Below are 20,940 nucleotides of genomic sequence, written 5' to 3' on the forward strand. Positions count from 1 at the left end.
GAGCCGCAGCCTGCCGGGGCGCCCGCCGCCGCGCCCGCCGCCGCCGCGGCCACCGCCGCAACGGCCCCGGCCGGCACCGAAGCCAAGGTCCGGGCCGCGCTCGAGGCGCTGGCGCCCGGCGCCGAGATCGGCACGATCGCCGCCTCGCCGATCGCGGGCTACCAGGAGGTGGTGCTCGAGGGCCGCGTCATCTACGTCTCCAACGACGGCAAGTACCTGATCCAGGGCACCCTATTCGACATCGCCGCGCGCGAGAGCCTGACCGGCGCCAGCGAGGCGGTGATCCGCAAGGACCTGCTGGCCACCATCGGCACTGACCGCCGCATCGTCTTCGCCGCGGCCGAGCCCAAGCACGTGGTCACGGTGTTCACCGACATCGACTGCGGCTACTGCCGCCGCCTGCACGAGCAGATGGCCGACTACAACAAGCTCGGCATCACCATCGAGTACCTGTTCTACCCCCGCGGCGGCATCGGCTCGGAGTCCTTCGAGCAGGCCGTGGCCGTCTGGTGCTCCCCGGACCGCAACCGGGCCCTGACGGAAGCCAAGGCCGGCAAGATCCTGCCCAAGGCCAACTGCACCAACCCGGTGACCATGGACTACGACCTGGGCCGCCGCATGGGCCTGGACGGCACCCCGGCCATCTACACCCCCGACGGCGTGCAACTGGGCGGTTACCTGGAGCCCGAGGCCATGCTGTCCCGCCTGAACGACCTCGCCGCCAAGGCCGCCAAGCCGGCCAAGCCCGCGGGCTGAGCCCGGCGGAGCGACCCGACCGGGCCGCGGGCCCGGTCTTGCTCTACAATACGGCGCTCGTTTCCCACGGAATTGTGCGGACATGATCGTCCTAGAGGGCCTGCCGGCCCTGTCGCCCTTCCGGCGCGACCGTCTCCAGAACCGCCTGCAGCAGATCGTCGACGGCCTCCGGGTCACCGGGGCCTGGCATGCCTACTTTGTCGAGCCTGAATCCGGCGCCTCGCCGGACCTGGCGGCGCTCGGCCGCATCCTCGAGGGCTGCACGGGCAGCGAGCCGCTTGCCGACGGCGCCCAGTCCCGCTTCGTGGTGCCGCGCCTGGGCACGCTGTCGCCCTGGTCGAGCAAGGCCACCGAGATCGTGCAGGGTGCCGGCCTGGCCGTGAAGCGCGTGGAGCGCGGCCTGCGCCTGGACCTCGCCGGCCTGCCGCCCGCCGGCGACCCGCGCTGGCCGAAGCTGGCGCGTGCGCTGCACGATCCGATGACGCAGTCGCTGCTGGCCGCGCGCGAGGACGCCGCGAAGCTGTTCGTGCAACTGGCCCCGGGCGCGCTGGAGCGCATCCCCGCCGCCACCCTGGCCGAGGCCAACCTGCGCCTGGGCCTGGCGCTGTCGCCGGACGAGATCGAGTACCTGCAGGCCCGCTACGCCGAACTCGGCCGCGATCCGTCCGACGCCGAGCTGATGATGTTCGCGCAGGCGAACTCCGAGCACTGCCGCCACAAGATCTTCAACGCCGACTGGACCATCGACGGCGAGCCGCAGCCGCTCTCGCTGTTCCGCATGATCAAGAACACGCACGCGAAGTCGCCGCAGCTCACGCTGACCGCGTACAAGGACAACGCCGCGGTGGTCGAGGGCCATCCGGCCGCGCGCTTCCGCGCCGACCCCGGCAGCGCCGAGTACGGCCACGGCGCGCCGGTGGATTCCGCCTTCTGCATCAAGGTCGAGACCCACAACCATCCCACCGCGATCTCGCCCTTCCCGGGCGCGGCCACCGGCGCCGGCGGCGAGATCCGCGACGAGGGCGCCACCGGCCGCGGCGGCAAGCCCAAGGCCGGCCTCACCGGCTTCTCGGTCTCGCACCTGCGCATCCCGTCGCTGCCGCGTCCGTGGGAAGCCGAGCGCCCGCTGAACCCGCGCATGGCCACCGCCCTCGAGATCATGACCGAGGGCCCGATCGGCGCCGCCGCGTTCAACAACGAGTTCGGTCGCCCCGCGCTGGCCGGCTATTTCCGCAGCTTCGAGCAGCCCACCGACCAGCCGGGCCTGACCCGCGCCTACGACAAGCCGATCATGCTGGCCGGCGGCCTCGGCGCGATCGACCGCAGCCAGGTGAAGAAGCTCGACCTGCGCCCCGGCGACGCCGTGGTGGTGCTGGGCGGCCCGGCGATGCTGATCGGCCTGGGCGGCGGCGCCGCCTCGTCGGTGGACGCCGGCCAGAGCTCGGAAGACCTCGACTTCGCCTCGGTGCAGCGCGAGAACCCCGAGATGCAGCGCCGCTGCCAGGAAGTGATCGACCGCTGCTTCGCGCAGGGCGAGCGCAACCCCATCCTGACCGCGCACGACGTCGGCGCGGGCGGCCTGTCCAACGCCATCCCCGAGCTGCTGCACGACTCCAACGTCGGCGGCGTGATCGAGATGGCCAGGATCCCCAGCGACGACCCCTCCCTGTCGCCGATGCAGCTGTGGTCGAACGAGGCGCAGGAACGCTACGTGCTCGGCGTCGCCGCCGACCGCATCGCCGACTTCGAGGCGATCTGCCGGCGCGAGCGCGCCGTGTTCGCCGTGGTCGGCTTCGCCACCGCCGAGGAGCGGCTGGTGCTGAAGGCGCCCGACGGCAGCCTGCCGATCGACCTGCCGATGGACGTGCTGTTCGGCAATTCGCCGCGCATGCACCGCGACACCCAGCGGGTGCCCGCGCCGCGCTGGCCGCGCCTGGACGTCGGCAAGCTCGAGCTGCGCGAAGCCGGCCTGCGCGTGATGTCGCACCCCACGGTCGCGTCCAAGAACTTCCTGGTCACCATCGGCGACCGCAGCGTCGGCGGCCTGTGCGCGCGCGACCAGATGGTCGGCCCCTGGCAGCTGCCACTGGCCGACGTCGCGGTCACGCTGACCGGCTTCAATACCGCCGCCGGCGAAGCGATGGCGATCGGCGAGCGCACGCCGCTGGCCCTGATCGACGCCGCCGCCTCGGCGCGCATGGCCGTCGGCGAAGCCATCACCAACCTGGCCGCTGCCGGCGTCGCCTCGCTGTCGGAAGTGAAGCTGTCGGCCAACTGGATGGCGGCCGCCTCGTTCCCGGGCGAGGACGCGCTGCTGTTCGACGCGGTGAAGGCCGTGGGCATGGAGCTGTGCCCGGAACTCGACATCGCCATCCCGGTCGGCAAGGACTCGCTGTCCATGCAGGCCCAGTGGCAGGCGCCGGAAGGCCCGCAGAAGTCGGTGTCGCCGGTGTCGCTGGTGGTCACCGCGTTCGCGCGCGTCGCCGACGCCGGCCAGACGTTGGTGCCGGTGCTCGACCGCAGCATTGATTCGGAGCTCTGGCTGATCGGCCTGGGCGCCGGCGCCCGGCGCATGGGCGGTTCGATCCTTGGCCAGGTGCACGCGGCCTTCGGCGGCGCCAGCCCCGACCTCGACGAGCCCGAGCGCCTGCGCGATTTCTTCGCGCTGGTGCAGGCGGCGCGTGCCGACGGCCTGCTGCTGGCCTACCACGACCGCTCCGACGGCGGCGCCTTCGCCGCCCTGTGCGAGATGGCCTTCGCCGGCCACTGCGGCCTCGAGATCAACCTCGAGGGCTGGGGCGAGGATCCCTTCACCACGCTGTTCAACGAAGAGCTGGGTGCGGTGGTGCAGGTTGCCGCGGAGGACCGCGTGGCCTTCGCCGACCTCGTCAACCGCCACCAGCTCACGCACTGCGCGCAGCGCATCGGCCGCCCGACCACGGCGCCGGTGGTGCGCGTCAGCGACGGCGCGCAGGTGCTGGCCGAGTGGGGCTGGCAGGAACTGTTCGGCGCCTGGTGGTCGGTGACGCACGCCATCCAGGCGATGCGCGACGACCCCGCCGGCGCCGATGCCGAGCGCGAGGCGCGGCTCGACTTCGCCGATCCCGGCCTGTCGCCGAAGCTGTCCTTCGATCCGTCCGAGGATGTCGCCGCGCCGTGGATCCACGCCGGCGTGCGCCCGCGCATCGCGATCCTGCGCGAGCAGGGCGTCAACGGCCAGGTGGAAATGGCGGCGGCCTTCGACCGCGCCGGCTTCACCGCGGTGGACGTGCACATGTCCGACCTCATCGCTGGCCGCGTGCGGCTGGACGGCTTCAAGGGCCTGGCGGCCTGCGGTGGCTTCAGCTACGGCGACGTGCTGGGCGCGGGCCGCGGCTGGGCCACGTCCATCCTCGAGCGGCCGGACCTGCGCGAGCAGTTCGCGCGCTTCTTCGAGCGCAGCGACAGCTTCAGCCTCGGCGTCTGCAACGGCTGCCAGATGCTGGCGCAGCTCAAGGGCCTGGTGCCCGGCGCCGAGCACTGGCCGCGCTTCCTGCGCAACCGCAGCGAGCAGTACGAAGCCCGCCTGGCCCAGGTCGAGGTGCAGGACTCGCCCTCGATCCTGTTCGCCGGCATGGCCGGCTCGCGGATCCCGGTGGTGGTGGCGCACGGCGAAGGCCAGGCGCGCTTCGACGCGCCGGAGCACGCCGGCCTGGCCCAGGTCGCGCTGCGCTTCGTCGATGGCCATGGCCAGCCGACCGAAGCCTACCCGGCCAACCCGAACGGCTCGCCCGCCGGCATCACCGGCCTGACCAGCCGCGACGGCCGCGCCACCCTGATGATGCCGCACCCCGAGCGCGTGTTCCGCAGCCTGCAGATGAGCTGGCATCCGGCCGGCTGGGGCGAGGATTCGCCGTGGATGCGGATCTTCCGCAACGCCCGGGCCTGGGTGGCCTGAGCCGGCACGGGGTGCGCCTTGCGCGCACCCCGTGCCGCGGTCAGCTGAAGTCCGCGTCCAGCACGATCCGGTAGCGCGCCTTGCCGGCGCGCAGGTGGTCGAGCGCTTCGTTCACGCGGCTCATCGGGAAGTGCTCGGTCTTGGGCAGCACGCCGTGCCGGTCGGCGAAGCGAAGCATCGTGTCGATCGCCGCGCGCGAGCCGGTGGGCGAGCCCGACACCGATTTCTGTCCCATGATCAGCGAGAACGCCGGCACCGGGATCGGCTCCAGCACGGCACCGACCACATGCAGCCGCCCCTCGGGGGCCAGCGCCGCCAGCAGGCCGTTCCAGTCCAGCGACGCGTTCACGGTGTCGATGATCAGATCGAACTGGCCGGCCAGCTTCGCCAGCGCGTCGGCATCGCCGGTGGACACCACCCGGTGCGCGCCGAACGCGCGCGCTTCCTCGGCCTTGGAGGCGCTGGTGGTGAAGGCCGTGACCTCGCAGCCCCAGGCCTTGCAGAACTTCAGCGCCAGGTGGCCCAGCCCGCCGATGCCGACCACGCCGACCCGCGCCGTCGGCGCGATCTTCAGTTCGTGCAGCGGCGCGAAGACCGTGATGCCGCCGCACAGCAGCGGGCCGGCCTCGCGCGGGTCCAGCCCGGCCGGCAGCGGCATCACCCAGACCCAATGGGCGCGCACGCGGTCGGCGAAGGCGCCGTGCCGCCCGGCCAGGGTCGGCTGCACCGACACGCACAGGTTGTGGCGCCCGGCCAGGCACTGCGGGCAGTGCAGGCAGCTGCGGGCGTTCCAGCCAAGGCCGACGCGCTGGCCGATCGCCACGCCCTTCGCCTGCGGGCCCATCGCCACCACGCGGCCCACGGCCTCGTGGCCGGGCACGAACGGGTACTGGGTGAAGCCCCAGGCGTTGTCGAGCAGGGACAGGTCGGAGTGGCAGATGCCGCAGTGCTCCACGGCGATCTCGACGTCCTCGGGCCCGAGCGGGCCGGGGTCGTACTCGAAGGGCTGCAGCGGGGCGCCGGCGGTGGGCGCGGCCCAGGCACGGATCAGGGTCATGGCGGATCCTCGGGGTGGACAGGGTCGTCCACGATACGCCGGCCGGCGTGAGGGGCGCGCCGGGGCGCCCCGACCTGCTAAATTCCGGGGGCAATCCTGCCTGGAGGCGTCGTGGCATCGGTCATCAACGAAACGACGGACACCGCCGACAGCCGCATCGCCGCGGCCCTGTCCGCGCGCGGCCGGCTGAAGGAAGCCGACCTCGCCCGCGCCCAGCGCCTGCAGGCCGAGGCCGGCGGTTCGCTGGCCGCGCTGCTGGTGCGGCTGGGCATGGTGTCCGAGCGCGACATGGCCGAGGCCGCCGCCGAAGTGATGGGCCTGCCGCTGCTGGCCGCCAAGGATTGCCCCGATGCGCCGCCGCCGGGCGTGACGCTGTCGCTGCGCTTCCTCAAGCAGCTGTCGGTGTGCCCGGTGGGCGAGGGCGAGGACTACGTCGAGCTGCTGGTCGCCGACCCGCAGGACCCCTACGCCGCCGAAGCCGTGGCGCTCGCCACCGGCCGCGCGGTGCGCGTGAAGGTCGGCCTGCGCGCCGAGATCGCCGACCTGGTCGAGCGCTACTACGGCACCGGCCGCTCGGCCATGGGCACGATCGTCGAGAACCTCGGCGATGAGTCCGGCGGTGACGAGGCCGACGTCGAGCAGCTGCGCGACCTCGCTTCCGAAGCGCCCGTGATCCGGCTCGTCAACCTGGTGATCCAGCGCGCGGTCGAGCTGCGCGCGTCCGACATCCACATCGAGCCCTTCGAGAACCGCCTGAAGGTGCGCTACCGCGTCGACGGCGTGCTCGAGGAATCCGAATCGCCGCCGGCCAACCTCACCGCCGCGGTGATCTCGCGCATCAAGATCATGGCCAAGCTCAACATCGCCGAGCGCCGGCTGCCGCAGGACGGCCGCATCATGGTGCGCGTGCAGGGCAAGGAGCTGGACCTGCGCGTGAGCACCGTGCCCACCGCGCATGGCGAAAGCGTGGTGATGCGACTGCTCGACCGCGAGTCGGTCGTGCTCGATTTCAAGGCGCTGGGCTTCACCGACGAATTCCTCGGCCAGTTCATGAAGGTGCTCGAGCAGCCGCACGGCATCCTGCTGGTCACCGGCCCCACCGGCTCGGGCAAGACCACCACGCTCTATGCCGCGCTGAGCCAGCTCAACACGCCCGACGTGAAGATCATCACCGTCGAGGACCCGGTCGAATACCAGATCGAGGGCATCAACCAGATCCAGGCCAAGCCGCAGATCGGCCTCGACTTCGCCCACGCGCTGCGCAGCATCGTCCGCCAGGACCCCGACATCATCATGATCGGCGAAATGCGCGACCTGGAAACCTCGCGCATCGCCATCCAGTCCGCGCTCACCGGCCACCTGGTGCTGAGCACGCTGCACACCAACAACGCCGCCGGCGGCATCACCCGCATGATGGACATGGGCGTCGAGGACTACCTGCTCACGTCCACCGTGAACGGCATCCTCGCGCAGCGCCTGGTGCGCCGGATCGAACCCACGCACGCCGAGAAGTACGAGGCGCTGCCGGAAGTCGTGGAGGAGTTCGGCCTGCGCCGCTTCCAGCCCGAGGGCACGATCTACCTCTACCGCCCGAAGCCGTCGGCGCTGACGCCCACCGGCTACCTCGGCCGCACCACCATCATGGAATTCCTGGTGATGGACGACACCCTGCGCCGGCTGGTGATGAAGCACGCCGGCATGGGCGAACTCGAGGACGCGGCGCGCGAGCGCGGCATGCGCACCATGTACGAGGACGGCCTGGTCAAGGCGATGCAGGGCCTGACCACCATCGAGGAAGTCCTGCGCGTCACCCAGGAAGGCTAGGGCGATGGCGCTGTTCCGCTACAAGGCCCTGTCGGCCGCCGGCGAGTCGCTCGACGGCCAGATGGAGGCGGCCAGCGCCGAGGAGGTCATCACCCGGCTGCAGGACCAGGGCCACCTGCCGGTGGAGGCGCGCCGCGCCGACGCGGCCGGTGGCGAAGGCCTGGGCACGCTGTTCACGCGCAAGGAATTCGGCGAGCCGCAGGTGCTGCAGTTCACCCAGCAGCTGGCGACGCTGCTCGGCGCCGGCCAGCCCCTGGACCGCGCGCTGGGCATCCTGCTCGAGCTTCCCGATTCGCCCGAGGCGCGCCGCGTGGTCGAGCGCGTGCGCGAGGCGGTGCGCGGCGGTGCGCCGCTGTCCACCGCGCTCGAGCAGCAGCACGGCATCTTCTCGCGCCTGTACGTGAACCTGGTGCGCGCCGGCGAGGCAGGCGGCAACCTGCACGAAAGCCTGCGCCGCCTGGCCGACTACCTCGAGCGCAGCGCCGCGCTGCGCGCGCGCGTGCTCAACGCGATGATCTACCCGGTCATCCTCACGGTGCTGGTGTTCGCCTCCATCACCTTCCTGATGGCCTTCGTGGTGCCGCAGTTCCAGGCGCTGTTCGAAAGCATGAACGCCGACCTGCCCTGGTACTCGCTGGCCGTGCTCAAGACCAGCCTGTTCATCCGCGCGTGGTGGTGGGCCCTGCTGCTGGTCGTGCTCGGCGCGGCGGGCTGGGGCGCGATGAAGTTCGGCGACCCGGCCGTGCGCCGCGCCATCGACGCGCGCGTGCTGCGCCACAAGTTCCCCGGCGACCTCATCGCCAAGCTCGATACCGCGCGGCTGGCGCGCACGCTGGGCACGCTCGTGCGCAACGGCGTGCCGCTGCTGGGCGCGCTGAACCTCTCGCGCCCGGTGCTGTCGAACCGGGTGCTGGCCGAGGCCGTGGAAGCCGCGGCCGAAGACGTGAAGACCGGCAGCGGCCTGGGCTACGCGCTGGGCCGCCAGAAGGTGTTCCCGCGCCTGGCCGTGCACATGATCCAGGTCGGCGAGGAGTCGGGCGAACTCGATGCGATGCTGCTCAAGGCCGCCGACACCTTCGACCAGGAGACCGCCAACGCGCTCGACCGCCTGCTGGCCGCGCTGGTGCCGGCGCTGACGGTGCTGATGACCCTCGTGGTCGGCGCCGTCATGCTGTCGGTGCTGCTGCCGATCTACGACCTCACCAATTCCATCTGACCAGGAAACGACGATGCGACGCCAACCCGCTTCCCCCCGACACGCCCGCGGCATGAGCCTGATCGAGCTGATGATCGTGATCGTCCTGATCGGCTCGGTGCTCGCGCTGATCGCCAGCCGCGTCATGGGCGGCCAGGACCGCGCCAACGTGCGCATCGCCGAGACCCAGCTGGTGACGCTGGCCGGCAAGATCGACCAGTTCCGCATGGACACCGGCAAGCTGCCCGAGTCGCTCGACCAGCTGGTCACCTCCACCGGCGCCACCAACTGGCTCGGCCCGTATGCGCGCGCCGAGGAGCTGAACGATCCCTGGGGCACGCCGATCGAGTTCAAGCGCCCGGGCGCCAACGGCCCGTTCGAGCTGGTGAGCCTCGGCGCCGATGCCCAGGCCGGCGGCGAGAGCGTCAACCAGGACATCCGCCGGCCCTGAGCGCCGGCCCCTGGCGCCGCCGATGATGCGCCCGCGCGGTTTCTCGCTGGTGGAGCTGGTGGTGGTGATGGTGCTCATCGCCGCCCTGGCCGCGCTCGGCCTGGGCGCCATCGGCAGCGGCCTGCCGGGCCAGCAGCTGCGCGGCGCCGCGAAGGAGCTGGCCGCGGAGCTTCGCTTCACCCGCGCCCAGGCGATCGCCACCGGCCGCGAGCAGGTGTTCCGCATCGATGTCGGCGAGAAGCGCTGGCAGGGCGCCGGCGAGCGCAGCGGCGAACTGCCCGCCGACATCGCGCTCGAAGTCACCGGCGCCCGCGAGGAGCTGGAAACGCCGCAGGTCGTCGCGATCCGTTTCTTCCCCGAGGGCGCGGCCACCGGTGGCCGGCTGGTGCTGCGCAACGGCGAGGCGGCCTGGCGCGTGGACGTGGCCTGGCTCACCGGCGAGGTGCGGCTGCGCCGCGGCGAGGGCGAGCCATGAGGCGCCAGCGCGGCTTCACCCTGCTCGAGATCATCCTCGCCTTCGCGCTGATGTCGGTGGGATTGGGCATCCTGGTCGCCATCCTCAGCGGCGGGCTGGCCCAGGTGCGCACCGCCGGCGACGCCACCGAGGCGACCCTGCACGCACAGTCGCTGCTCGAGCAGGTGGGCGTGCTCGAACCGATCGAGCCCGGCCGCGAGCAGGGCGAGTTCGACCGCGGCCGCTACCGCTGGGACCTGGAGATCACCGAGGCCGAGGATCCGGCGCCGCGCACCGAATCGGCCGAGGGCTTCGCGCCGCTGGAGACGGTGGGCCTGCAGCCCGCCGGCGCGCCGGTGCTCTACCGCGTCCAGCTCGACGTGAGCTGGGGCGAGGACGACGTGCCGCGCACCCTGCGCTTCAGCACGCTGCGCGCGCGCTACCCGTCGCCGCCGGGGGGCTCGCCATGATCCGTGCGCGCGGCTTCAGCCTGATCGAAGTGCTGCTGGCCACCACGCTGCTGGCCGTCGGCATCGGGCTGGCTTTCGCCACGCTGCGCAACGCCACCGTCGCCACCAGCCGCGCCGAGGACCTGGCGCAGCGCAACGAGCGCCTGCGCGCGGTGCAGGCCTTCGTGCGGCGCCAGGTCGAGGACGCGCTGCCGCTGCCGATCGAGCCCGACGACGGCACCGGCACGCCGGTCTTCTTCGAAGCCGCGGAGGACGAACTCAGGCTCGTGGCGCCGATGCCGGGCTACCTCTCGCGCGGCGGCCCGCACCTGCAGACCTTCCGGCTCGTGCGCGAGGGCCGCGGGCTGCGGCTCGAATTCCAGCACCAGCAGCTCACGCCCGACGGCCCGCTGGAGAACGAGCGCGAGCCGGAAGTGCTGCTCGACGGCATCGCCGACGGTGGCTTCGCCTTCCGCACGCTCGACGACAACGGCAAGCCCGGCGCCTGGACGCCGCGCTGGGACGCGCCGCAGACGATGCCGCGCCTGGTGCGGCTGGAGCTGCGCATGGCCGACGAGCGCGCGAGCTTCCCGGCCCTCGTCGCGGCGCCGCGCCAGGCTGCGTCGCTGGTGGCCGGCTGGGGCGGCGCGCCGATCGATGGCTACCCGCAGCCCGGGGACACGCAGTGAGCCGCGCCAGCCGGGGCGCCGCGCTGCTGCTGGTGCTGTGGATGCTGCTGCTGATGGCGGGGCTGATCGCGGTGTTCGCGCTCGGTACCCGCACCGAGGCCCTGCAGGGCAGCGCCCTGCGCCAGAACGCGGCCGCGCGCCTCGCCGCCGAAGCCGGCATCGAATTGGCGGCGATGCGCCTCGTCGAGCCCGATCCGGCCGCGCGCTGGGTGCCGGACGGGCGTCCGCAGCGCTTCAGCTTCGACGACCACCAGGTCGAAGTGCTGGTGCAGGACGAGGCCGCCAAGATGGACCTCAACGCCACCGACGCCGCCCAGCTGGCGGCGCTGATGGGCTGGCTGGGCGTCGAGCCCGCGCGCGCCGAGCGGCTGGCCGGCGTGATCCAGGACTGGCGTGATGCCGACAGCCTGCTGGCGGTGTCCGGCGGCGCCGAGGACCGCGACTACGCCGCCGCCGGCCTCGAGTACGGCGCCAAGGACCAGCCCTTCACCACGCTGGGCGAACTCCAGCAGCTGCTCGGCATGGACACCGCGACCTACCGGCTGCTGGTGCCGCACGTCACCATCCACACCGCGATGCCGCGGCCCGAGCCGGGCTTCGCGCAGCTGCCGGTGCTGCAGGCGATGGGCCTGACGCCGGCCCAGGCAGCCGAACTGCTGGCCCTGCGCCAGGCCTGGCGCCCGGGCCTGCCGCTGCCGCGCCTGCCCGACGGCAGCACCCTCGCGGTGGCGGGGTCGGGAACGTATAGTGTGGCCAGCCGCGCCACCCGTCCGGACGGCACCCTCGTCGAGGTCCACGCCACGCTCCGAATGGGCGCGGGGTCGGGCTTCGGACAACTGTATGCCCCGCTGGCCTGGCGGACGGGAGAACCTTACTGATGCCCGCCGCCGATCGCCTGTCCACCCTCATCGATCCCCTCAAGTTGCGGCTGGCGCGGAGCACGCTCCCGGCCCGGCTGCGCGAGGCCGTGCTGTCGACATTGCCGGCGTCCTGGCGCGACCGGATCGCCGACGAAGCGCGGCACCTGTGCCTGTCGCGCCACGGCGACGAACTCTCCCTGCTGGCCGCCGGCCACCGCGGCGACACCCGGCTGGGCGAGGTGCCGCTCGAGACGCCGCTGCTGGACGAACTCCGCGCGCGCGCCGACGCCAGCGGCACCCCGCGCTGGCTGCTGCTGCCCGCCGCCGGCGTGCTTCGCCGCGTGCTCACCCTGCCGGCCGCCGCCGAGCCGCGCCTGCGCGAAGTGCTGGCCTTCGAGCTCGACCGGCAGACGCCGTTCTCCGCCGACCAGGTCAGCTTCGAGGGCCGCGTGCTGTCGCGCGACCTGGCCGCGCAGCAGCTGCGGGTCGAGCTGCTGGTGCTGCCGCGCGCCCGGCTCGACGACGAGCTCGCCGCGATCGGCCCGCTGGCGCAGGGCCTGGCCGGCGTCGACGTGGTCGAGGCCGATGGCCGCCGCCTCGGCCTGAACCTCCTGCCCGACGCCGCCCGCGCGCGGGGCCGCGATCCCGTGCGCCGCCTGCATCTCGCCTTGGCCGCGGTGGCCGTGGTGGGCCTGTTCGGCACGCTGCTGCTCACCCTGCACAACCGCAGCGAGCGCCGCGACGAACTGCGCGCCCTGGTCGCCACCGCCAACGACCAGGCCCGCGAGGCGCGCCTGCTGCGCAACCAGCTGGTGTCGTCGGCGCAGGCCGCGAACTTCCTGGCCGCTACCCGCGCCAGCCGCCCGACCATGCTCGAAGTGATGGACGAGCTGACCAAGCGCATTCCCGACGACACCTCGCTCGACAAGCTCGCGATCACCGGCGACCAGCTGGTGATGGTCGGCCAGAGCCGCGCCGCGCCCGCGCTGGTGGCGCTGCTGCAGGCGTCGCCGCTGGTCACCGACCCCGCGCTGTCGGGCGTGGTGCAGTCGGATCCGCGCACCGGCCGCGACCGTTTCACCCTGACCGCGCGCGTGGTGAACGCCACTGCCGGCGAGGAGGGCGACGATGCCGGCCGCTGAGCGCCTGAAGCTGCTGGGCGGCGCCGCGCTGGCCGCGGTGCTCGCCTATTTCCTGCTGCTGCACTGGTGGTGGACGGCGCCGATGCTCGCGATGGGCGACGAGATCGCCGAACTGCGCGACCAGGAGCTGGCGCTGCGCGAGGAAATCGCCCAGCGCCCGGTGCTCGAGAGCGAGCTGGCGCGCGTGCGCGAGTTCGAGCAGGGCAACCCGGGCTTCCTGCCCGAGACCAACCGCCAGCTGGCCACCGCCGCGCTCGTGCAGCGGCTCGAGGCGGTGATCGCCGAGGCCAGCCCGCAGCCCGGCCGCTGCCAGATCACCGCGCGCACGCCGACCGAGTCGCGCGTCGAGGAGCCCTTCGTGCGCGCCACCGTGCAGGTGCGCCTGCGCTGCGGCATGGCCGAGCTGGGCGCCGTGCTGCACGCGCTCGAGAGCGGCAGCCCGCAGCTGTTCGTCGACAACCTCGACCTGCTGTCGCGCCGCAGCTATCTGGCTGCGGGTCCGGAAGGCGGCGGCATCGACGTGAGCTTCGATCTTTACGGTTACCTGACCACGCCCGCCGGGGGTGCGCCGTGATCGCGCGCCTTCGCCCGGCCGGCGCGGTGCTGGCGGCGGTGGCGGCCTGGGCCGTCGGCCTGCTGCTGCTGGCCGTGGCGGGACTCGGTGGCCGCGTCGGCCTGCATCCGGGCAACGCCGCGCTGGCGCCGCCGGTGCCGCAGGTGCGCCTTGAAGCGGTGGGTTCGCGGCTTGGCCCCGCGCCCGATTACCTGGAGGTGGGCAACCGCCCGCTGCTCAACCCCGAGCGGCGCCCGCCGGCGATCGAGACCGGCGAGGGCGCCGGCGAGGCGCCGCTGGACGCCGAGCTCACCAGCATCCTGATCGCCGGCGACGTCAAGCTGGCGATCCTGCAGTCGCGCGAGAACAACGCCAGCCGCCGCGTGCGCCTGGGCGAACTGGTCGAGGGCACGTCCTGGCGCCTGGTCGAGATCGAACCGCGCCGCGCCGTGTTCGAAGGTCCCGAGGGTCGCCGCGAGATGGCGCTGCGCGTGTTCAGCGGCGTCGGTGGCGAACCCGTCACCCAGGTCGCTGCGCCCGTGGTGCCCGGGCGGCCGCCCGTCGCGACGCCGCCGCCGGCGTCCGGCGCGCCCGCCCCGGTCGCCGCCGCTCCCGGCGGGGCCGCCGCCGCGGCGCCGGGTCCCGCCCCGGTCGCCGAGCCCGCGCAGACCGCACCGGTGACGCCGGAACAGCAGGTGGAAGCCATCCGCCGACGCATCGAAGCCCGTCGCGCCCAGCGCGCCGCCGAAGCCGCCGCCGAGCAGGCGGCGCAGGACGGGACCAAACAGGTAGAGTGACCCGATGAAGAACACCCCGTCCCTGGCCCCCGCCCTCGGCCTCGCCCTGATCGTTTTCCTCACTGGCTGCGCCACCGCCGGCGGGCCGGTCATCCAGCGCGGCGCCGACCCGCTGGCCAATGCTCCCGCGCAGGCCGAGGCCGCGCCTGACGCCGCCGCGGCGGCCGGTGCCCAGGCCACCAGCGGCGCGATCATCACCCCCGGCACCGGCCAGGTCATCAACCAGCGCGTCGCGTCCTCGCCCCCGCCGGCGATCGAATCGACCGGCGAGGCCACCTTCAACTTCGAGGGCGAGTCGGTGCATGCGGTGGTCAAGGCCATCCTCGGCGACCTGCTGCAGCAGAACTACGTCATCGCGCCGGGCGTGCAGGGCCAGGTGACGCTGGCCACGCCGCGCCCGGTCAACGCCGCGCAGGCGCTGGGCCTGCTCGAGATGGTGCTGGGCTGGAACAACGCCCGCCTGATCTGGACCGACGGCCGCTACAACGTGGTGCCCGCCGACCAGGCCCTGGCCGGCAACCTGTCGCCGCGCACCGGCGGCGTCGCCAACGCGCGCGGCTACGAGGTGCGCGCGGTGCCGCTGCAGTACATCTCGGCGGCCGAGATGAAGAAGGTGCTCGAACCCTACGCCCGCCCGAACGCGGTGGTGAACGTGGACGCCGCGCGCAACATGATCGTCGTCGCCGGCACCCGCGGCGAACTGCAGAACTACCTGCGCACGATCGAGATCTTCGACGTCGACTGGCTGGCCGGCATGTCGGTGGGCGTGTTCCCGCTGCAGTCGTCCGAGGCGACGAAGATGGTGGACGAGCTCAACGCGGTGTTCGGCGAGGGCGGCAGCACCCCGGTCTCGGGCATGTTCCGCTTCATGCCGCTGGAAGGGCAGAACGCGGTGATGGTGATCACCCCGCAGGCGCGCTACCTGCGCGAGGCGCAGTCGTGGATCGAGCGGCTCGACGCCGGCGGCGGCGAAGGCGCGCGGCTGTACACCTACGAAGTGCTGTACATGAAGGCCGAGGACCTGGCCGACCAGCTGTCGCAGGTCTTCGGTGGCCAGGGCGGCAGCGGCGCTGGCGCCGACCGCGGCGGCCCGCCGTCGGTGATGCCGGGCCTGGAGCCGGTGCGCATCCGCTCGATCGACACGCCGGCGGTGGACGCCGCCGACCCGAAGGCGCGCGCCGAGGGCGAGCGCGCCGCCAGCGCGGGCGGTGGCGCCGGGGCGTCCGGTGCTTCCGGCGGCGCCGACGGCATCGCGCTCGGCAGCGACGCCGATGTTTCCATCAGCGCGGTCGAGGAATCCAACGCCCTGCTGGTGCGGGCCACGCCCGGCCAGTGGGAATCGATCCGCCGCGCCATCGAGCGGCTCGACACCATGCCGCTGCAGGTGCACATCGAGGCGCAGGTGGTCGAGGTGCAGCTCACGGGCGAACTCAGCTACGGCGTCAACTGGTTCTTCGAGAACGCGGTCGAGGACGCCGACCTGCCGAGCGCGGCGGGCCGCAGCATTTGGGGCGACATCGCGGGCTCCGTCGGTGCCGACGGCGTGGGCTGGACCTTCCTGGGCCGCAACGCCGCGGCCGTCATCACCGCGCTGGACTCGGTCTCGAACGTGCGCCTGCTGTCCACGCCTTCGGTGGTGGTGCGCAACAACGCCGAGGCCAAGCTCGACGTCGGCACCAAGATCCCGGTCAACAGCACCAGCTTCAACCCGATCACGGGAGACCCCGGCGTGGGCAACGGCACCTTCACCCAGGTGCAGTACCTCGACACCGGCGTGATCCTGACCGTGACCCCGCGCATCAGCCGCGACGGCACCGTGTTCATGGAGATCGAGCAGGAGGTCAGCTCGCCCGGCGCCGCGCGCCCCGACGACCCGACCGGCAACGTGCCGATCAACAAGCGCAGCCTGATCACCGAGGCGGCGATCAAGAGCGGCGAGACCGTGATGCTGGCCGGCCTGATCACCGAGGGCACCACCGACGGCAGCAGCGGCGTGCCCGGCCTGAGCCGGCTGCCGGTGATCGGCGGCCTGTTCGGCACCAAGACGCGCGATTCGAACCGCTCCGAGGTGATCATCCTGGTCACGCCGCGGGTGATCCGCGACCCGGCCGAGGCCCGCAAGCTGACGGACGAGTACGGCGAGCGCTTCCGCGCCCTGGAGCCGCTGGGCAAGCCGCGCGACGACAATTGAGTTCGTGATGGGCCCGGTCGTTTCCGCCGTCTTCCGCGAGCTGCTGCGCCGCGAGCTCGAGGAGCGCTACCGCGGCAGCGTGCTGGGCACGGCCTGGCTGCTGCTGTTGCCGGTGCTGCAGCTGGCGGTGCTGGCCTGGGTCTTCGGCCACCTGCTGCCGGCGCGCGCGCAGACCGGCGACCTGCCGTTCGTGGCCTTCCTCGCGCTGGGGATGTGGCCCTGGAACCTGTTCGCGAATGCCGCCAACCGCGGCGTCACCGCGCTCACCGACAACGCGGCGCTGATCGGCAAGGTCACGGTGCCGCACCGGCTCTACGTGGACGTGCGCGTGGTCGCCTGCGCCCTGGTCGACCTGGCCGGGCTGGCGCTGGTGCTGGCCGTGCTGCTCGCCTTCGGCGTCGGCATCACGCTGGCCGGGCTGCCGGCGGCGCTGGCCGCGCTGGCGGTGATCGGCGTGCTTGCGCTGGCGGCGGCGCGGCTGCTGGCGGTGCTGCAGGTGTTCCTGCGCGACATCGCCGCGGTGACCGGGCAGGTGCTGACGCTCGGTTTCTTCCTGACGCCGATCCTCTACGACCGCAGCCTGCTGCCGGCGGCCGCGGCCTTCTGGCTGGGCCTGAACCCGATGGCCGCGCCGGTGGAGGCCGTGCGCCGCGCGCTCACCGGGCAGGCGCCGGACTGGCTGGCGCTGGGCGGCTCGCTGGCGGTGGCGCTGGCGCTGCTGTGGCTGGCCAACGAGCTGTTCCGGCGCGCGCGCAGCCACCTGGAGGATTTCCTGTGAGCGCCGGGCCGCTGGTGCGGGCGAACGGCCTGGCCAAGCGCTACCCGGTGCTGGGCCACCGCGGCGACCGCCTCGCCGCGCTCTGGGACGTGCTGCGCGGCCGCCGGCCGCGCCGCGTCGCCGAGGTGCTGCAGGACATCAGCTTCGAAGTGATGCCCGGCCAGTCGCTGGCCATCATCGGCGAGAACGGCGCCGGCAAGTCCACCCTGCTCAAGCTGGTCACCGGCGTGCTCACGCCGAGCGCCGGCACGGTCGAAACGCGCGGCAGCATCGGCGCGCTGCTCGAGCTTGGCGCCGGCTTCCACCCCGAGCTCAGCGGCCGCGACAACGTCCGCCTCGCGGCCGCGCTGCACGGCATCGACGCCGCCACGCTGGCGCAGAAGCTGCCGGAGATCGAGGCCTTCGCCGACATCGGCCGCTACCTCGACGAGCCGGTGAAGCATTACTCGTCCGGCATGGTGGTGCGCCTGGGCTTCGCCGTGATCGCCGCGGTGCGGCCGGCGCTGCTGATCACCGACGAGGTGCTGGCGGTGGGCGACGAGAACTTCCAGCGCAAGTGCATCCGCTGGCTCGACGAGTACCTGGCCGGCGGCGGCACGCTGCTGCTGGTGTCGCACAGCATCTACCACGTGCAGAAGCTCTGCCGCCGGGCGATCTGGCTCGAGGGCGGGCGGATCGCCGCGCAGGGCGACGTGTTCGAGGTCAGCCAGCGCTACCTGGCCGCGCAGGAGGCGCGCCGCGCCGGCGAGCAGGCGGTCGAAGCGCCCGTGGCCGGCCTGCCCGAGTACCGGGTGGAATCGGTGGCCATCAACGGCGTGCCCGGCACCGGCGCGGTGGCCGTGGCGATGGGCGACGCGCTGGAGCAGGACGTGGTGATCCACAGCCGCGACGGCCTGCCGCCGGTGATGCTCAACGGCTGGGTTCGCGCCGACGGCACGCCCGTCTACGGCGTGAGCTCGGAGATGGACGCGGTGCCGGCGCAAGCGCTAGGCAATGGCCGGTTCCGCTTCCGCCTCGTGTTCGACCCGCTGACCCTGCTGCCCGGCAGCTACCGCCTGCGCACGAGCGCGCTCGATGGCGAGGGGCTGCGGCTGTTCGACACGGTCGATCGCGAAGTCACGGTCACCGGCGCCGCTCGTGAATACGGCCTGGCGCGCCTGCCGCATGCCTGGCGCGGGGAGGGCGCATGAACGCCGTGCCGGTCGTGGTGGTGCCGATCCACAATGCGCTCGAGGCGCTCGATGCCTGCCTGGCCGCGCTCGACCGCACGCTGCCGCCCGGCAGCCCGGTGCTGCTGGCCGACGACGCCTCCACCGACCCGCGCATCGAACCGATGGCGCGCGGCTGGTGCGAGCGCAGCGCCCTGGCGGCCCGCTACGTGCGCCGCGAACACAACCTCGGTTTCCCGGCGAACTGCAACGCCGCCTTCGCCGAAACCGGCGAGGCCGACGTGGTGCTGCTCAACTCCGACACCGTGGTGACGACCGGCTGGCGCGACCAGCTGGTGCGCTGCGCCGCCAGCGACCCGCGCATCGCCACGATCACGCCGTGGTCGAACAACGCCGAGATCTGCTCCTGGCCGCGATTCTGCGAGGACAACCCCGCGCCCGAGTTCCCCGACGCCATCGCCGAGGCCGCCGCCGGCCTGGCGCCGACCTATCCGGAGCTGCCGACGGCGGTGGGTTTCTGCATGTACCTGCGGCGCGCGGCGCTGCGCCAGATCGGCGACTTCGACGCCCGGACCTTCGGCCGCGGTTACGGCGAGGAGAACGACTTCTGCCTGCGCGCGGCGGCGATGGGCTGGCGCAACGTGTTGTGCGACACCGCCTACGTGGTCCACCACGGCGGCGCCTCCTTCGCGCCGCTGGACCTGGCGCCGGGCGGCGAGAACCTGGCGCGCCTGCTGGCGCGCTGGCCCGATTACAACGAGCGCGTGGCGCGTTTCATCATGGCGGACCCGCTGGCGCCGCGGCGGATCGCGCTGGAGCAGCGGCTGCAGTCGCTGGCGGCCGCGGGCCCGCAGCGGGACCTGTTCGGATAGCATTCGGCCATGACCGACGTCCCCGTCCTCGAATTCACCGGCGAGCGCTACACGCCCGAGCGCGACCGCGAGATCGCGCAGGAGCACTGGCACCGCTACGCCTTCGCGCGGCCGCTGGCGCCCGGGCGCCGGGTGCTCGACGCCGCCTGCGGCGAGGGCTACGGCAGCGCGATGATGGCCGCGGCCGGCGCATCGGTGCTGGGCATCGACCTCGGCGCCGACGTGGTGGCGCATGCGCGGGCGCGCTATGCGGCCGTGCCCGGCGTCGCTTTCGAACAGGCCGACGTGACCGCGCTCGACCACCTGCCCGACGCCAGCTTCGACCTCGTGCTGAGCTTCGAGACACTCGAGCACGTGCACGAACAGGAGCGCATGCTCGACGGCTTCGCGCGCCTGCTGGCGCCCGGCGGCCTGCTGCTGGTGTCCACGCCCGACCGCCACACCTACACCGACCTCACTGGCGTCGAAAACCCGCACCACGTGCGCGAGCTTTACCGGCCGGAATTCGAGGCGATGGTGGCCGCGCGGTTCCCGGCGCGCCGGCTGTTCGGCCAGAAGCTGCTGTTCACTTCGCTGGTGTGGGCGCTGGACGACGGCGTGTCGCCGCCCCAGCTGGCCAGCCTCGACGGCCAGGCGATCCGCCCCGGCATCACCAACGCGCCGATGTACTACGTCGCCGCCTGCGCCCGCGAGGCGTCGGCGCTGGACGCGCTGCCGGCGCTGTCGGTGCTGGGCGACCAGGCCGAGGGCGTGTACGAGGAATACCGCCGCGAGGTGGCCAACTACCGCCGCGCGATGGCCCACATCGCCCACCTGGAGGCGGAGATCCAGCGCCTGAAGTCTCTCGCGTGAACACCTCGCGCGACTGGCCGGCGCTGGGTACCACCGGGTTGCGCGATTTCAGCGCGCGCGACATCGGCGTGGTGGTGGTCACCTACGCCAGTGCGTCCACCATCGAGGCCTGCCTGTTCCGGCTGCTGGCGGGCCGCGACGTGGCGCGCGTGGTGGTGATCGACAATGCCTCGCCGGACGACACCGCGGCCATCGTCGAGCGCCTGGCGCGCCGCGACGCGCGCCTGGGCCTGGTGCGCAATCCCGACAACCGCGGCTTCGCCGCCGCCTGCAACCAGGGCGCGACGGCGATCTCGCAGCCCTGGGTCGCATTCGTGAACCCGGATGCCTATGTCGAGCGCGACACGCTGTCGCGGCTGGTGGCGCACGCCACCGCGCGGCCGGGGGCCGGCCTGCTGGGCGTCGAGCTGGTGAGCGAAGAGGGCGAGGTGGACCTGGCCTCGCGCCGGGCCGATCCTTCGCTGCGCGAGCAGGTGGCCAGCCTCGGCCGCCGCGACGCGCTTTACCTTGGCCACGATCCGGCGCAGGTGGTGCAGCCGGTGGACGCGGTGTCGGGCGCGCTGATGCTGATGCCGCTCGGCCTGTTCGTGCGCCTGGACGGCTTCGACGAGGGCTACCGCCTGCACGCCGAGGACCTCGACCTTTGCCGCCGCGTGCGCGAGGCCGGCTACGAAGTGGTGGTGGCCAACGACCTGCGCGTCACCCACGTCCGCGGGGTGTCCAGCCGCAGCAACCCGGTGTGGGTGGAGTGGCACAAGCACCGCGGCCTGTGGCGCTACTTCCGGAAGTTCGAGGCCGCCGAAACGCCCGGCTGGCTGCAGTCGGCGCTGTGGCTGGCCGTCTGCGGCCACTTCGTGCTGGCGGCCACGCGGGCCTGGTGGCGGTCGCGCCGGGGTCGCTGACGGCTATCCGGG

General features: G+C 72.9%; 19 protein-coding genes. 18 read left to right on the top strand and 1 reads right to left on the bottom strand.

What is annotated here, in order from left to right; genetic code table 11:
* Together N787_RS03180 and purL are read left to right on the top strand one after the other, a co-directional pair.
* Positions 1-756 (top strand): thioredoxin fold domain-containing protein (locus tag N787_RS03180; RefSeq protein WP_034210769.1); only part of this gene is annotated, 756 nt, incomplete at its 5' end.
* 82 nt (positions 757-838) lie between these two features.
* Positions 839-4,693, top strand: coding sequence for a phosphoribosylformylglycinamidine synthase (gene purL, locus N787_RS03185; RefSeq protein WP_034210770.1), 3,855 nt, complete (start codon positions 839-841; stop codon positions 4,691-4,693).
* Between the two features lie 40 nt (positions 4,694-4,733).
* Here purL and ahr read toward each other — a convergent pair whose 3' ends face one another.
* Entirely contained in the window at positions 4,734-5,750 is a 1,017-nt protein-coding gene (ahr, locus tag N787_RS03190; protein ID WP_034210771.1) for an NADPH-dependent aldehyde reductase Ahr, read from the bottom strand.
* Positions 5,751-5,861: 111 nt separating this feature from the next.
* On the opposite strand from ahr, the gene gspE reads away from it, so the two are divergent.
* From gspE to N787_RS03270, 16 genes are all read left to right on the top strand, one after another.
* Positions 5,862-7,574, top strand: a complete 1,713-nt coding sequence (gene gspE / locus N787_RS03195) for a type II secretion system ATPase GspE (protein ID WP_034210772.1) — start codon at positions 5,862-5,864, stop codon at positions 7,572-7,574.
* Between the two features lie 4 nt (positions 7,575-7,578).
* Positions 7,579-8,790: a type II secretion system F family protein gene (locus N787_RS03200; RefSeq protein ID WP_034210773.1), complete on the top strand. Its 1,212-nt coding sequence runs from the start codon at positions 7,579-7,581 to the stop codon at positions 8,788-8,790.
* 13 nt (positions 8,791-8,803) lie between these two features.
* Entirely contained in the window at positions 8,804-9,220 is a 417-nt protein-coding gene (gene gspG, locus N787_RS03205) for a type II secretion system major pseudopilin GspG (protein WP_245593949.1), read from the top strand.
* Between the two features lie 22 nt (positions 9,221-9,242).
* Positions 9,243-9,695 (top strand): type II secretion system protein XpsH, encoded by a 453-nt coding sequence (gene xpsH / locus N787_RS03210; protein ID WP_034210775.1) that lies wholly within the window; start codon positions 9,243-9,245, stop codon positions 9,693-9,695.
* Positions 9,692-10,144, top strand: coding sequence for a type IV pilus modification PilV family protein (locus tag N787_RS03215; RefSeq protein WP_034210776.1), 453 nt, complete (start codon positions 9,692-9,694; stop codon positions 10,142-10,144). Before xpsH ends, N787_RS03215 begins: the two co-directional genes overlap by 4 nt.
* The gene (locus tag N787_RS03220) at positions 10,141-10,812 is read left to right on the top strand and encodes a prepilin-type N-terminal cleavage/methylation domain-containing protein (RefSeq protein WP_052575082.1); all 672 of its coding nucleotides are present in this window, start codon (positions 10,141-10,143) and stop codon (positions 10,810-10,812) included. Before N787_RS03215 ends, N787_RS03220 begins: the two co-directional genes overlap by 4 nt.
* A gap of 41 nt (positions 10,813-10,853) precedes the next feature.
* Positions 10,854-11,690, top strand: coding sequence for a type II secretion system minor pseudopilin (locus N787_RS03225; protein ID WP_052575100.1), 837 nt, complete (start codon positions 10,854-10,856; stop codon positions 11,688-11,690).
* Positions 11,690-12,814: a PilN domain-containing protein gene (locus N787_RS03230; RefSeq protein WP_052575083.1), complete on the top strand. Its 1,125-nt coding sequence runs from the start codon at positions 11,690-11,692 to the stop codon at positions 12,812-12,814. The genes N787_RS03225 and N787_RS03230 overlap by 1 nt, the downstream gene beginning before the upstream one ends.
* Positions 12,801-13,388 (top strand): type II secretion system protein GspM, encoded by a 588-nt coding sequence (gspM, locus tag N787_RS03235; protein WP_034210777.1) that lies wholly within the window; start codon positions 12,801-12,803, stop codon positions 13,386-13,388. The genes N787_RS03230 and gspM overlap by 14 nt, the downstream gene beginning before the upstream one ends.
* A complete protein-coding gene (locus N787_RS03240) occupies positions 13,385-14,164 on the top strand; it encodes a hypothetical protein (RefSeq protein WP_052575084.1) in 780 nt (259 codons plus the stop codon). Before gspM ends, N787_RS03240 begins: the two co-directional genes overlap by 4 nt.
* A 4-nt stretch (positions 14,165-14,168) precedes the next feature.
* Positions 14,169-16,355, top strand: coding sequence for a type II secretion system secretin GspD (gene gspD, locus N787_RS03245; RefSeq protein ID WP_052575085.1), 2,187 nt, complete (start codon positions 14,169-14,171; stop codon positions 16,353-16,355).
* 7 nt (positions 16,356-16,362) lie between these two features.
* Positions 16,363-17,133, top strand: a complete 771-nt coding sequence (locus N787_RS03250; protein WP_034210778.1) for an ABC transporter permease — start codon at positions 16,363-16,365, stop codon at positions 17,131-17,133.
* Positions 17,130-18,323, top strand: coding sequence for an ABC transporter ATP-binding protein (locus N787_RS03255; protein ID WP_034210779.1), 1,194 nt, complete (start codon positions 17,130-17,132; stop codon positions 18,321-18,323). The genes N787_RS03250 and N787_RS03255 overlap by 4 nt, the downstream gene beginning before the upstream one ends.
* Entirely contained in the window at positions 18,320-19,174 is an 855-nt protein-coding gene (locus N787_RS03260; RefSeq protein ID WP_034210780.1) for a glycosyltransferase family 2 protein, read from the top strand. The genes N787_RS03255 and N787_RS03260 overlap by 4 nt, the downstream gene beginning before the upstream one ends.
* Positions 19,175-19,183: 9 nt before the next feature.
* Positions 19,184-20,026, top strand: a complete 843-nt coding sequence (locus tag N787_RS03265) for a class I SAM-dependent methyltransferase (protein ID WP_052575086.1) — start codon at positions 19,184-19,186, stop codon at positions 20,024-20,026.
* 62 nt (positions 20,027-20,088) lie between these two features.
* Entirely contained in the window at positions 20,089-20,928 is an 840-nt protein-coding gene (locus N787_RS03270; protein WP_052575101.1) for a glycosyltransferase, read from the top strand.
* Positions 20,929-20,940 lie beyond the last annotated feature (12 nt).

The organism is Arenimonas metalli CF5-1 (assembly GCF_000747155.1).
Lineage (GTDB): Bacteria > Pseudomonadota > Gammaproteobacteria > Xanthomonadales > Xanthomonadaceae > Arenimonas > Arenimonas metalli.